We start from the raw sequence: 12,998 nt of genomic DNA on the forward strand, positions 1-12,998 counted from the left end.
ATCAGAAACTCCATAGCGGCTGTTTTGGGGCCGCTACGCGGCCCAACGCGGGACAAGCCCGCTCGCCACAGGGGAACTCGCCAGTCTCTGAAAATTGTGTAGATACCTATGACCATCGGGGGCAAGCCCCCTCCCACATTGGAAGTGGATTTTTTCAGGAGTTTTTGCATGAACCAACTGACCAACCGCCGCGCCGTGATCACCGGCGCCGGCAGCGGCATCGGTGCCGCCATCGCCCGCGCCTACGCCGTTGAAGGCGCGCGTCTGTTATTGGCCGACCGTCACGCCGCCAGCCTCGCCGAAACCGCGATCACCTGCCGTAACCTGGGCGCCGAAGTGGTCGAGTGCGTGGCCGATGTGGGCACTGTCGAAGGCGCCCAGGCCAGTGTCGACCGTTGTGTCGAACACTTCGGCGGCATCGATATCCTGGTCAACAATGCCGGGATGCTCACCCAGGCGCGGTGCGTCGACCTGTCCATCGACATGTGGAACGACATGCTGCGCGTCGACCTCACCAGTGTGTTCGTCGCCAGCCAACGTGCCTTGCCCCATATGCTCGCGCAGCGTTGGGGACGGATCATCAACGTGGCTTCGCAGCTGGGCATCAAGGGCGGCGCCGAACTGACTCACTACGCGGCCGCCAAGGCCGGGGTGATCGGCTTTACCAAATCCCTGGCCTTGGAAGTGGCCAAGGACAACGTGCTGGTCAACGCCATCGCCCCCGGCCCGATCGAGACGCCGTTAGTGGGCGGTATCAGTGACGATTGGAAGCGCGCCAAGGCCAAGGAGCTGCCCTTGGGGCGCTTCGGCCTGGCGGACGAAGTGGCGCCCACCGCCGTGCTGTTGGCCAGCGAGCCGGGCGGCAACCTGTTCGTCGGCCAGACCCTGGGCCCGAACTCGGGCGATGTCATGCCATGAGTGAGGTATAGCCATGTGCGGACTCTGCGGATTGCTCGGCGAAGACCTGCACTGGAGCGACCCCCTGGGCGATGAACTGCCCCGGCGCCGCGAACGCCTGCGCCGCATCGCCGCGATCAACCAGGTGCTGGCGGTGTTCCGCCTCAAGGTCGAAGACTTCCAGGGCGCGTCCTATCTGCTGTTGGGCGCCACCGGCAAACAGGAACTGGCGAGCGGACTGGATCAACTCTGGCAGGCCGCCGAGACCATGCTCGGCCGGTCGCTGGATCCCCTCGACCCGCGTCTACTTGACCACCTGGAAAACACCCCACTGTCGGAGCGGAGGTAAATATGAGCATTGCTCTAAATGTCATCACCGGCTTTCTCGGCAGCGGCAAAACCACCTTGCTCCAGCGCCTGCTGCAAGGCGAAAGCCTGGGCGACACGGCACTGCTGATCAACGAATTCGGCGACATCGGCATCGATCATCTGCTGGTGGAAGAAGTCGCGCCGAACACCGTGCTGCTGCCCAGCGGCTGCATTTGCTGCTCCATCCGTGGCGAGCTCAAGGACGCGTTGCTCGGTCTGTTGCAACGCCGCGAGCGTGGCGAAATTCCTGCGTTCAAACGGGTGATCCTCGAGACCACCGGCCTGGCCGATCCGGCGCCGATCCTCGCGACCTTGAACAACGACGTGCAACTGCGCGGGCGTTTTCATATCGGCCTGGTGGTGACGCTGGTCGACGCCAGCCACGCCGCGTTGCAAGAGCGCCTGCACCCGGAATGGCTGGCCCAGGTTGCGGCGGCAGACCGTCTGCTGCTGAGCAAGACTGACCTTGTGGGTGACTGCGAACCGCTGCGTGTGCACCTGCAGGCGCTTAACGCCGGTACGCCGATCCTCGATACCCACGCCATCCACAGCGGCGACCAACTGTTGCTCGGTGAAGGCCTGCGCAGTGCCGAACCCGCCATGGAAGTCAGCCGCTGGCAATTGCATCGGACCACCAGCGCCAGCCACGGAGCGGCCCAAGTGTGCAGCATGACCTTCGACCAGCCGCTGGACTGGGTCGGCTTCGGGGTGTGGTTGTCGATGCTGTTAAGATGCCATGGCGAACGAATCCTTCGCGTCAAAGGACTGCTCAACGTGAACGCCAGTAACGCCCCCATCGTCATTCATGGCGTGCAGCATTGCCTGCATGCCCCGGTTCATCTGCCTGCGTGGCCTGGCGCCGACCGGCAATCGCGCCTGGTGTTTATCCTGCGTGGCCTTGACCCCGCGCTGCTGCGGCGTTCCTTTGAGGTGTTCTCACGGCGGTTCGCCGGATGATCACCTTACGTGTGCTCGGCACCTCGGTCACCTTGCTCGAATGCCTGCGCGTGCGCGCCGAACAGGAGCTGGGGATTCGCCTGGTGTACCAGGTGCACGACGTCGAACAGGCCCAGCGCATCGCGGTGATGCAGCCCGACAGTTATGACCTGTACGACCAATGGTTTCACAACGTCGACTTCGTGTGGCCGGCCCGGGCGATCCAGCCCATCGACACGCGGCGCATCGCGCTGTGGCACGAGATCAACGACCTGCCCAAGCGCGGTCGGCTGTCGCCCACCGACCGCCTGGGCAGCGGCAGCGTGCCCAGCGAGCGTTTGTTCGTGCAGCACGACGGCAGCCTCGGCAGCGCCGTCACCGAACGCATCAGCATGCTGCCGCTGACCCACAATGCCGACAGCTTCGCCTATCGCCCCGAGCGTCTGCCCGAGGGTTTTTGCCACGGTAACGAAAGCTGGGGCTGGTTGCTGGACCCGGCCTGGCGCGCACGCACGGCCCTGCAGAGCGATGCTGCCATCGGCGCCCTGGATGCTGCGCTGGCCGTGCAGGGCGCGGGGCTGGCGCGCTTCAACGACATCGGCAATATGAGCATCGAAGAGATCGACGTGCTCGCCGATATTCTGGTGCGCAAACAGAAGGAAGGGCATTTCGCTGCGTTCTGGTCCGACGATGAAGAGGCGGCGCAACTGATGCTCAGCCCAAGCATCGATATTCAGAGCCTGTGGTCGCCGACCTTGATGCGCCTGCACCGCGCCGGGGTGAAATACCGCCTGGCGGTGCCCAGCGAAGGCTATCGCGCCTGGTTCGGCGGCTTGTCATTGTCGCGCCATGCCCAGGGCCCGGTGCTGGATGCGGCGTACGCGTACCTCAATTGGTGGCTGTCCGGCTGGCCGGGCGCGGTGATGGCGCGTCAGGGTTATTACATCGGCAACCCCGCGCGCAGCCGTGATCACCTCAGCAGTGCCGAGTGGGATTACTGGTACGCCGGCAAGCCTGCTCGAGAGGAGTTGCTCGGCAGCGATGGGTTGCCTTTGATCGATATCGGCGAGGTGCGCGACGGCGGCTCCTATGAACAGCGCATGGGGCATATCGCGGTGTGGAACTCCGTCATGGATGAGCACAACTATCTGGTGCGGCGTTGGGGGGACTTCATGCGCGCCCGCGGCTGATAGTGGGTATGGCCAACCGGTTGTCGCCAATAAAATGACAATGGAAGCCCCGTTTTTATTCGGTGCACTTGTGCGTTGTCCCAGCTAATCTGCTAAAACAAAATTTCTAGTCTAAATAGATGTTTTTTTGACGGCGGGTCTGGGCGCAGGGACTGCACATGACTAAGGGACGCGGCGGCAGAGAGCGGCGAACGCGGCCAGAGGGCACAGCCATGACATGGCGCCATACCTTTCAAACCCGCATCGCCGGGGTGCTGGCGCTGTTGTTGCTGGTGGTGGTCGCCGCAACCTATTTCGCCGTCAAGAGCGCCACCACCCGTGCGGTGGAAAACCAGGCACAAGTCCAACTGAAAACCGGGACCCAGGTATTCGAGCGTCTGCTGGACCTGCGTGGGCGGCGCCTGCAATACGGGCTGGCCTGGCTCACCGGCGATGGGCCGTTCAAGCAGGCCGTGGCCGAGGGCAAGCCCGCGCCGATCCTGGCGGCACTGCGTCGGCACGGCACCGGCATCCGTTCCAGCGAGGTGTTTGTGCTGGGCCTGGATGGCAAGGTCATGGTCAGCACATTACCCATCCTCACCCGTGGCCAGCGTTTCCCCTATGACGCCGCCTTGCGCCATGCGCGGCGCAATGGCCTGCAAATGTTGATCGTGGCCCTGGACGGGCGGCCTTACTTGCTGGTGCAGGATGAAGTGCGCGACCCGTTGCCCATCGCTCGTATCGTGATGGGCTTCGCCATGGACCAACTGTTCGCCAATGAACTGCGCTCCATGAGCAACCTGGAAGTGTCGTTTCTCAGTGTGCAGGACGGCACGCCCGGCCCGCTGTTCAGCACCCAGCCCGCTACATACCAGGCCACCGCCCTCAGCCTGCTGCGCGACGCACCGCTCAATCCTGAGGCGCAGATCCATGTGTTTCACGGTCAGCGCGTGCTCAGCCGAGTGCTTGCGTTGGCCAACACCGGCGACGGGGATGAAGTGCGCGTATTGCTGCAAAGCCCGCTGGACCATGCGCTGGAATCCTTTGCGCCGCTGGACCGGCAGTTCCTCGGGATTGCCCTGGCGGTGCTGGTGGTGTCATTGGCCGGTGCGTTGTTCCTGGCGCGACGTGTATCGCGCCCGCTCAACGCCTTGGTCGAGGCGGCCGGGCGTATCGGTGCGGGTGATTACCGCACGCCGGTGCGGGTACGCAGCCACGATGAGTTCGGTTTGCTGGCCCGCGCCTTCAATGCCATGCAAAGCGGCATCGCCGTGCGCGAACGGCAACTGGCCCATAACGCCCTGCATGATTCCCTCACCGGCCTGCCGAACCGAGCCCTGGCCATGGAGCGCCTGGGCAGTGCGATCAGTGCGCGGCGGCCGGTGGTGTTGCTGTACCTGGGGATCGAGAACTACCGGGTGATCAATGAGGGCTTCGGTCCCGAGGGCGTGGATGAAATGCTGCGCGAAGCCAGCCGCTGCCTGTCCATGAGCCTGCTGGCCAGCGACACGGCGGCGCGCATCACCGGCAGCGAGTTCCTGCTGTTACTGGAAAACACCGAGATCGACCGCGCCGTGGCCCGCGCCGACCGTCTCTACGGGCTGCTTACCGAACCCCAGCACATCGGCAATGATGAGGTGCGCCACGAAGTCAGCATCGGCATCGCCGCTTATCCCGCCGACGGCCAGCAGGTTGAAGAACTGATCAGCCGTGCCGCCATCGCCCGGCACGATGCGGCGACACTGCCGGGCTATCTGCAGATCTACCAGCAGGACCGCGACCTCGCCCACCAGCGCCAGATCACCCTGATCCGCGACCTGCGCCGGGCCGCCGTCGAGGGCGAGTTGCACCTCTGCTACCAGCCCAAACTCGACCTCAAGCACGGCCATGTGTGCCAGGCCGAAGCCTTGCTGCGCTGGCAGCATCCCACCCTGGGGCTGGTGTCGCCTGCCGAATTCATCCCCCTGGCCGAGCGCACCGGCAGCATGGGCGGCCTGACCCAATGGGTGATCGAAGAAGCCATCCGCCAGATCGGCGAGTGGGCACAACGGGGCATGCACATCCAGTTGTCGGTGAACATCTCGGTGGATGACCTGGCCGACGATGACCTGGCGACTCGTGTCACCACCTTGCTGATGCAATACGGTGTGCTGGCCCAGCAGCTGATTTTCGAGATCACCGAAAGCGCGATCATGCACAACCCGCAACAAGCCTTGAGCGTGCTGGAGCAACTGCGCGGATGCGGCATCAGCCTGTCGGTGGACGACTTCGGCACCGGTTATTCGTCGCTGGCGCAACTGCAGCGACTGCCGGTGCAGGAGTTGAAGATCGACCAATCCTTCGTGCGCAACCTCGACAGCACCAGCGGTGACGGCGTGATCGTGCGTTCGACCATCGAAATGAGCCACAACCTGGGGCTCAAGGTGGTGGCCGAGGGCGTGGAATTCGAACCCAGCCTCAAGCTGCTCAAGCAGTGGAGCTGCGACACCGCCCAGGGCTACCTGATCAGCCGGCCGTTGAACGCCATGGCGTTTGAAAGGTGGATGCGCCGAGAGCGCACACCGGTCGACGGTTAAAACAACCCGGCGCGCCTCAGTTGCGGGATATTCATTCGGCGCGATGGGCTACGGTCGCCTAATTGTTTTTCCATTGCGTTGATCGTGTTTTGATAGTCACCCGCCAACGCGTCCGGAATGCACTCGAACCCGCCTTTGGCGTAATCGTGAACAATTTCAATCTTGATGTGCGGTGCGATGCTGTCCGTCAAGTGCCGCTTGAACATCAACCCGAAGTCCACGGGCACAATTTTCCCTTCGGCGGTTTTCTTGAAATTTTCCGGTGCAGGATCGCCCATCATGAAGTCGAGCTTGAACAGGTCCCGCACGGCCTCTTTAACCTCTTCCTGTGTGGGTGTTTGGCCGGCGATGTAGGGCATGTTCAGTTTGCCGCCGTCCAGGAACGCCGCCTGGGTGCGGCTATCGGTTGCCCTCAGGTAGTCGTTGCACATGTTCAGTTCATGCTTGATGGCTTTGGGGTCGAACTCATTGAAGGTCTTGATGGCCCGGTCTGCGCATCGTTCTACGCTGCCTCTGGAGCCTGCCTCGATAGAGGGCTCGTGGTGGTTCAGTCCCGAGGAGCGCGAGGGCAGCAAGAAGTGCATTTGGAGGGTGTTGGTAGTGAAGTTTAGTAATAATGGGGAAACTGGCATTGGATGTACTCACTCTAGGTTGTCCTGGCCCTGAGTGGTGCGGTGTGAGCAAAATCAGCGTAGGACTGGCGCATTACCAGCGTTGGCCAGTGTCTTAAATGGCGGTGGGAAAAATTCACGCGTTCAGAGTGTGCGAGCACATCGATCTCCAGCGCCTGCGCTGCAAGCTGATCGAGCACGGATGAAAAATGTGGGAGGGGGCTTGGTCATGAAAAAGGCGGCTACCCAGAAGGTAGCCGCCTTTGTTTTACCGCCAGTCTTGCTTAATCCGGCAGTTTAAACGCCATCACGTAGTCACCCTGCTTGGTCCCCAGGGAACCATGACCACCCGCCACGACCAGCACGTACTGCTTGCCGTCCTTGCCGGTGTAGGTCATCGGTGTGGTTTGCGCGCCGGCTGGCAGGCGGCCTTCCCACAGCTGCTTGCCGTTTTTCACGTCGTACGCACGCAGGTATTGGTCGAGGGTACCGCTGAGGAAGGACACGCCACCGGCTGTCGTGAAGGTGCCGCCCAGGCTCGGTACGCCCATGCTCAGGGGGATCGGAACCGGCGAGCTGTCACGCACGGTGCCGTTCTTGTGCATCCAGATGGTTTTGTGGGTGGTCAGGTCGACCGCGGCCACATAACCCCAGGCCGGAGCCTGGCACGGCAGGCCCATTGGCGAGAGCATGGCTTCGAGGATCACACCGTACGGCGCGCCTTTGTTTGGCTGCACGCCTTCGGTTTCGCTGACCCGTGGGCCTTGCTTGGCGATGTCGGCAGCCGGGATCAGTTTGGATTTGAACGCCATGTAGCTAGGGTTCACAAACGCGATCTGGCGTACCGGGTCGACGGAAATGCCACCCCAGTCGAATACGCCGAAGTTGCCTGGGTAAACGATCGAACCTTGCAGCGAAGGCGGGGTGAACGCCCCGTCGTAGCGCATGGATTTGAAATCGATGCGGCACAGCATCTGGTCGAACGGCGTCACGCCCCACATGTCACGCTCTTTGAGCGGCGGTGGCATGAAGTTCAGGTCGGACTTCGGTTGGGTCGGCGATGTGTGGTCGCCGGCGACAGCGCCTTGCGGCACGGCCACTTCGTGGATCGGCACGACCGGCTGGCCGGTGGCGCGGTCCAGTACGTAGATGCTGCCTTGCTTGGTCGACGCCATTACCGCCTGCTTCACGCCGGCGTCGGTCTTGATGTCGATCAGCGACGGCTGGCCACCCACGTCCATGTCCCACAGGTCATGGTGAGTGAACTGGAAGGTCCACTTCACATGGCCGCTGTCGATGTCCAGGGCAGTCAGGCCGGCGCTGTATTTTTCCGAGTCTTCGGTACGGTCGCCGCCGTATTGGTCGGGCATCTGGTTGCCCATCGGCAGGTAGAGCATGCCGAGTTTTTCATCCACGGCGAACATGGACCACATGTTCGGCGAGTTACGGGTGTAGGTCTTGCCCTCGGCCAACGGGGTGGTGTCGTCCGGGTTGCCGCTGTCCCAGTTCCACACCAGTTTGCCGGTGTGCACGTCGAACGCGCGGATCACGCCGCTTGGCTCGTCGGTGGAGACGTTGTCGGTCACGTGGCCGCCGATCACCACCAGGTTCTTGGTCACGGCCGGTGGCGAAGTGGAGTAGTAACCGCCTGGGGCGAAGCTGCCGATATTGGCACGCAGGTCGACCTGGCCTTTGTCGCCGAAGTCTTCGCACATCTTGCCGGTGTCGGCGTTCAGGGCGATCAGGCGGGTGTCGGCGGTCGGTACGAAGATGCGCTTAGGGCAGGCATTCGGCGCGGCGGCCGGGCTGGCGCTGCCGGTCGGGCTCTGCTCGGAGGCGTAGGCGGCGTCATCGTGATACGACACGCCACGGCAGGTCATGTGCGCCCAACCCTTGAAGTTCTCGGCACCCTGGCTGCTGATCTTCGGATCGAAGCGCCAGATTTCCTTGCCGGTGTCCGGGTCCAGGGCGATCACCTGGCTGTGCGGCGTGCACACGTAGAGCATGCCGTTGACTTTCAGCGGGGTGTTTTCCGCAGTGGTCTCGCCTGGATCGTTCGGGCCAGGGATGTCGCCGGTGCGATAGGTCCACGCCGGTACCAGCTTGTGCGCGTTTTCCGGGGTGATCTGCGCCAGCGGCGAGTAACGATCACCGAAGGACGAGCGACCGTAGGAGTTCCAGTCGCCATCCGCCTGGGACGGTGCGGCGCTGGCCATGCCCGGTACCGCGTCGCGGTCCAGTTGGCCTTTGATCTCACCAGGGTTGGTGAATTGGCTGGCGAGGGCAGCAGCGCCGGCCAGCACCACGGCCACGCTCAGCGCACCGGTGCCCAGCGGGGCAGGTTCGCCACGCAGCAACGGACGGCGAAACCACGGGAGCAGCATGACGATGCCCAGGGCGAACAGCAGCGCCAGGCGCGGCACCAACTGCCACCAATCCAGGCCGACTTCCCACAGGGCCCACACGGTGCTGGCGAACAGCACCAGTGCGTACAGGCCCAGCGCGGCGCGACGGGTGGCCAGCAGCAACAGGCCGGTCAGGGTGATGCCGATACCGGCCAGCAGGTAATACAACGACCCGCCGAGCAGGCTCAGCTTTATACCACCGGCCAGCAAGGCCAGCCCCATGATCAGCAGCAAGACGCCTAGCAGCCTGGGCAGCAGGCGGCTTGGACTTGAAGCACCGTCAGTGCTCATAGTTGTGTTTCTCCGTTACGTTGGAATTATGTATCCCCGTGTTTCTTCACTGTAGATGACGATTCGGCACGGGCTTGGTTCAGCGTTAATTACGTTTTTCTGGGGATAACCGCGTTATCCACAGGCGGGCGATTTATTCCCAGGCGCGGGGCGGCGTAAGACAGCGCTGTCTTTGAATGTAGGAATAATCAGCAAAATGGGGTCGGCCGGGGGAGTGAAACGTTTCAGGTTATTGCCGACAAGGATAAAGCGCTGGCGCACCAAGAGAAAGAACGAATCTCAAGATGCATCATTTCAGATTTGGTAACAGTGACAGATCGTCGCTGCCAAATAAGGGTAGGAGGGGGCAAGCCTCCTCCCACAGGGGAATTTTGGTGTTTTTTAGAAGGTGGTGCGGATGCCGAATTGCACACTGCGGCCCGGTGCCGGCGCAATATCACGCAGGATCGAGCTGGCATAGCGTACGGTCTGGTTAGTCAGATTTTCGCCATTCACGAACGCCAGCCACTGGCTGCCGCCCACATTGAAGTGATAACCCGCGCTCGCGCCCAAGGTGGTGTAGCCATCGGTGCCGCTTTCGTTATCCGGCACACGCCCTTGGCCGGCGGCGTGCTCGACGTCGATGCGCGCCTGCCAGCGATCCAGTTCCCACAGCAAGCCGCTGTTCAAGCGCAGCGGTGCTATGCGCGGCAAGGCTTCGCCGGTGTCGAGGTTGGTGGCGCGGGTGTAGTCGCCCGACAGTTCCAGTGCGAACTTGCCGTAGGCACTTTCCCCGAGCTTCCAGTGATCCTGGGCCTCGAAGCCGGCGAAACGGGCGCGCACGCCGGAATATTCGTACTCAGGGATGCCGTCCGCGTCCTCTCCACCGTCATCGTTCAGCGTACGACCCGTGCCCAGCAAGCCGATGTAATTGGAGAAGTGGCTGTAGAACACACCGAAGCTGCCCTTGTGGGTGCCCGTGTCAAAACGCAGGGCCAAGTCGCTGGACACGGCTTTTTCTTTCTTCAGGTTGGCGTCGCCCAGCTCATAGGTGCCGGTGGCGACGTGGGCGCCGTTGGCGTACAGCTCGTAGAAGGTCGGCGCGCGCTCGGTGTAGCCCAGGGTCGCGGCCACCGACCAGATCGGCGTAAGGGTGTACACCGCACCCGACGACAGGCTGCCGGCGGTGAAGTCATTGCGCTTGTCGGCGCCGGCGAAGCGTTCGTTGCCCTTAGCGTCGGGGTCGATGCTGGTGTGTTCCAGGCGCCCGCCGAGGCTGAGTTTCAGGCGTTCGGTGGCGTGCATTTCTTCGAGGATAAACAGCGCGCCGGCATTGGTGTCGGTCTGCGGCACGAAGGCCTCCTCACCGAGGGCCGAGAACTCGTTGCGGGTCACCTGCGCCCCGACTACGCCGTCGAACGGGCCGATAGGCTGGTGGCGTGCTTCAACCCGTGCTTCATAGCCCTTGTTCTTGAAGATCGTGCCGGTTTCGCCGCCTTCGATTTCACGGTGTTCGTAGTCGGTGTAGCCCGCGTCGACTTTTACCGAGGTAAACGGGCCTTGCAGGTTGCGGATTTCGGATGCAAACGCATAGTGATCCTGCTGCATGCGGATGCGTACATCCTGCTCGGCGGGGGAGCCGTAGTTGCTGTCGTAGTTGCTGTAGGACAGCCCCGCGTAACCGTCGTCCCAGGTGTAGGAACCGCCCACCGCGCCGCCGTCCTGGCGCCCGTCGCTGTTGCCCAGGTGACCGTTTTTGCCGGGGGCGTCATCGCTTGCCTGGGCGTGGCGGCTGCGGGCCTGGCCGGGGATTTTCAGGTCGTTGAATTCCCGCGCGTTGGCGTCCAGGTGCAAGGCGAAGGTGCCGTTGCCGGCTTCCAGTTTGCCCGCGCTGCTGCGCGTGGTGTCGGCGCCGCCGTAGCGCAGTTCGCCCGCACCATGGATACCTTCGATGGCTTCGGTGGGAATGCGGTTGTCGAAGGTGTTGACCACACCGCCGATGGCGCTGCCGCCGTACAACAGCGCCGCCGGGCCGCGCACGATTTCAATGCGTTCGACGTTGACCGGGTCCAGCGGCACCGCGTGGTCGTAGGACAGTGACGACGCATCCAGCGCGCCCACGCCATTGCGCAGGACGCGAATGCGGTCGCCGTCCTGGCCACGGATGATCGGCCGGCTGGCGCCCGGGCCAAAGTACGAAGACGACACGCCCGGCTGCTTGTTCAGGGTTTCGCCGAGGCTGCCTTTTTGTTGCAGGGTCAGGTCATCGCCTTCGAGCACGGTGGTCGGCGACGCGAGTTGCTCGCTGCCCAGCGGGTTGCCGGTAATGACTTGGGGTTGCAGTTCGAGGGCGTGGGCTTCGGAGCAGATCAACAGGGCGGCGGCGAGCGGGGTCAGGCGCCACAGGGAGGAGAGGGACATCGGCACATTCCTTGGCAAAACGGCGAAAAGATTTGAAAGTAATAGTTACAATATAACATCTCTTTTTCGTGGGCCACGGGAACTTTTTATAACTGAGCGAGCGGGGTGATAAGGTGTGCGCCTTCGTGAGCACTTTTTTCATAGGCCCGGCATGACCGCAACAAGCAACGATCCCCTCCACGGCGTAACCCTGCAGCACGTCCTCACCACCCTGGTGGAACACTACGAATGGGAAGGCCTCGCCGAGCGCATTGATGTCCGCTGTTTCAAGAGCGACCCCAGCATCAAGTCGAGCCTGACATTCCTGCGCAAAACGCCGTGGGCGCGGGAGAAAGTCGAAGGGTTGTACGTGAAGCTGATGCGCACCAAACGCCCGCTGGACTGAGCCCATGAAGCGGTATGTGGCGGCAGCGGCGCTGGCCGGTTGGGTTGGGTTGGCGATTCAGCAGTACCTGATTTTCTATTCGCGCTGGGACGCCGGCGCCAGCCTGCTGGGCGGGCTGATCAACTTTTTCAGTTTTTTCACGGTGCTGACCAACACCCTGGCGGCGGTGGTGTTGAGCTATGCGTGGGTGAAGCGCGACTCAGCGGCCAAACGGTTCTTCCTCGCCCCCAGTGTCAGCAGTGGCATTGCGGTGAGCATCGTCGTGGTGGGCCTGGCCTACAGCCTGTTGCTGCGGCATTTGTGGCAGCCCGAAGGCTTTCAATTGATCGCCGACGAATTACTGCACGACGTGATGCCGGTACTGTTCTTGATCTATTGGTGGCGGTGCGTGCCCAAGGGCACCCTGCGCCTCAAACACATCGGCGCGTGGGTGATCTACCCGCTGGTGTACTTCGCTTATGCGCTGCTGCGCGGGGATTTGCTCGGGCAGTATCAATACCCGTTCATCGACGTCGGCACCCTCGGTTATCCACAGGTGTTTGTGAATGCCGGGGGCATTCTGGCGGGGTTTGTGCTGGTTGCGTTGGCTGTGGTGGGGCTGGATAAGCTCATCAAACCCCGCGCCTGATTGACTCTTTCCTTACCCCTCCTAGGCGCGCACCGTCTCGTCGAACGGTTGCGCGCTTCCTCTCGAGCTCTTCAATTCATTAGTTAATCTTTTCACATAAATACTCTGGTTTTTCAGGTGATGTAATCATTTTCCTGAAGTTTGTTTATGCATAAAACCCTCTCGTTAAACTTCGTGTGATCCGATTCTTACAGATGAATTTAAAGTTTTAGCTGGTCATCGTAGTTTTCCTACATTTCTTGGTGTTGCAGGCTACGAAATTAAATGAATTAGCCGACTTAACTTCTAAAAGTTGAACTGGATAATCGCCGGGCACCAAATGAGCTGAGTT

General features: G+C 62.1%; 10 protein-coding genes. 7 read left to right on the forward strand and 3 right to left on the reverse strand.

The genetic code is table 11. The annotated features are described in order from the left end of the window. Nucleotides 1-168: 168 nt before the first annotated feature. From FIV39_RS02200 to FIV39_RS02220, 5 genes are all read left to right on the forward strand, one after another. Nucleotides 169-918 (forward strand): SDR family NAD(P)-dependent oxidoreductase, encoded by a 750-nt coding sequence (locus FIV39_RS02200; protein ID WP_090408968.1) that lies wholly within the window; start codon nt 169-171, stop codon nt 916-918. A gap of 13 nt (nt 919-931) precedes the next feature. Then, nucleotides 932-1,246, forward strand: coding sequence for a hypothetical protein (locus FIV39_RS02205; RefSeq protein ID WP_090408965.1), 315 nt, complete (start codon nt 932-934; stop codon nt 1,244-1,246). A 2-nt stretch (nt 1,247-1,248) separates the two neighbouring features. Continuing rightward, entirely contained in the window at nt 1,249-2,223 is a 975-nt protein-coding gene (locus FIV39_RS02210) for a CobW family GTP-binding protein (protein WP_090408962.1), read from the forward strand. After that, on the forward strand, nt 2,220-3,392 hold the full coding sequence (locus FIV39_RS02215) for an ABC transporter substrate-binding protein (protein WP_090408959.1): 1,173 nt from the start codon (nt 2,220-2,222) through the stop codon (nt 3,390-3,392). The genes FIV39_RS02210 and FIV39_RS02215 overlap by 4 nt, the downstream gene beginning before the upstream one ends. A 212-nt stretch (nt 3,393-3,604) precedes the next feature. Beyond that, nucleotides 3,605-5,947, forward strand: coding sequence for a putative bifunctional diguanylate cyclase/phosphodiesterase (locus tag FIV39_RS02220; RefSeq protein WP_090408956.1), 2,343 nt, complete (start codon nt 3,605-3,607; stop codon nt 5,945-5,947). Here FIV39_RS02220 and FIV39_RS02225 read toward each other — a convergent pair. The 3 genes from FIV39_RS02225 to FIV39_RS02235 form a co-directional block, all read right to left on the reverse strand. Then, on the reverse strand, nt 5,944-6,579 hold the full coding sequence (locus FIV39_RS02225; RefSeq protein WP_090408953.1) for a protein kinase family protein: 636 nt from the start codon (nt 6,577-6,579) through the stop codon (nt 5,944-5,946). The two genes, FIV39_RS02220 and FIV39_RS02225, sit on opposite strands and share 4 nt — an antisense overlap. Before the next feature lie 263 nt (nt 6,580-6,842). Continuing rightward, nucleotides 6,843-9,254, reverse strand: coding sequence for a glucose/quinate/shikimate family membrane-bound PQQ-dependent dehydrogenase (locus FIV39_RS02230; RefSeq protein WP_090408950.1), 2,412 nt, complete (start codon nt 9,252-9,254; stop codon nt 6,843-6,845). Nucleotides 9,255-9,635: 381 nt separating this feature from the next. Continuing rightward, complete coding sequence (locus FIV39_RS02235; protein WP_090408947.1) at nt 9,636-11,654, reverse strand: TonB-dependent receptor; 2,019 nt, start codon at nt 11,652-11,654, stop codon at nt 9,636-9,638. Nucleotides 11,655-11,805: 151 nt separating this feature from the next. Between FIV39_RS02235 and FIV39_RS02240 the strand changes: the two genes are divergently transcribed. Both FIV39_RS02240 and FIV39_RS02245 read left to right on the forward strand, forming a co-directional pair. Further along, nucleotides 11,806-12,039, forward strand: coding sequence for a VF530 family protein (locus FIV39_RS02240; RefSeq protein WP_016977534.1), 234 nt, complete (start codon nt 11,806-11,808; stop codon nt 12,037-12,039). A 4-nt stretch (nt 12,040-12,043) separates the two neighbouring features. Next, the gene (locus tag FIV39_RS02245) at nt 12,044-12,667 is read left to right on the forward strand and encodes a Pr6Pr family membrane protein (RefSeq protein WP_090408944.1); all 624 of its coding nucleotides are present in this window, start codon (nt 12,044-12,046) and stop codon (nt 12,665-12,667) included. The last annotated feature ends 331 nt before the right edge of the window (nt 12,668-12,998 follow it).

This window comes from Pseudomonas grimontii (assembly GCF_007858185.1).
In the GTDB taxonomy this organism is placed as follows: domain Bacteria; phylum Pseudomonadota; class Gammaproteobacteria; order Pseudomonadales; family Pseudomonadaceae; genus Aquipseudomonas; species Aquipseudomonas grimontii.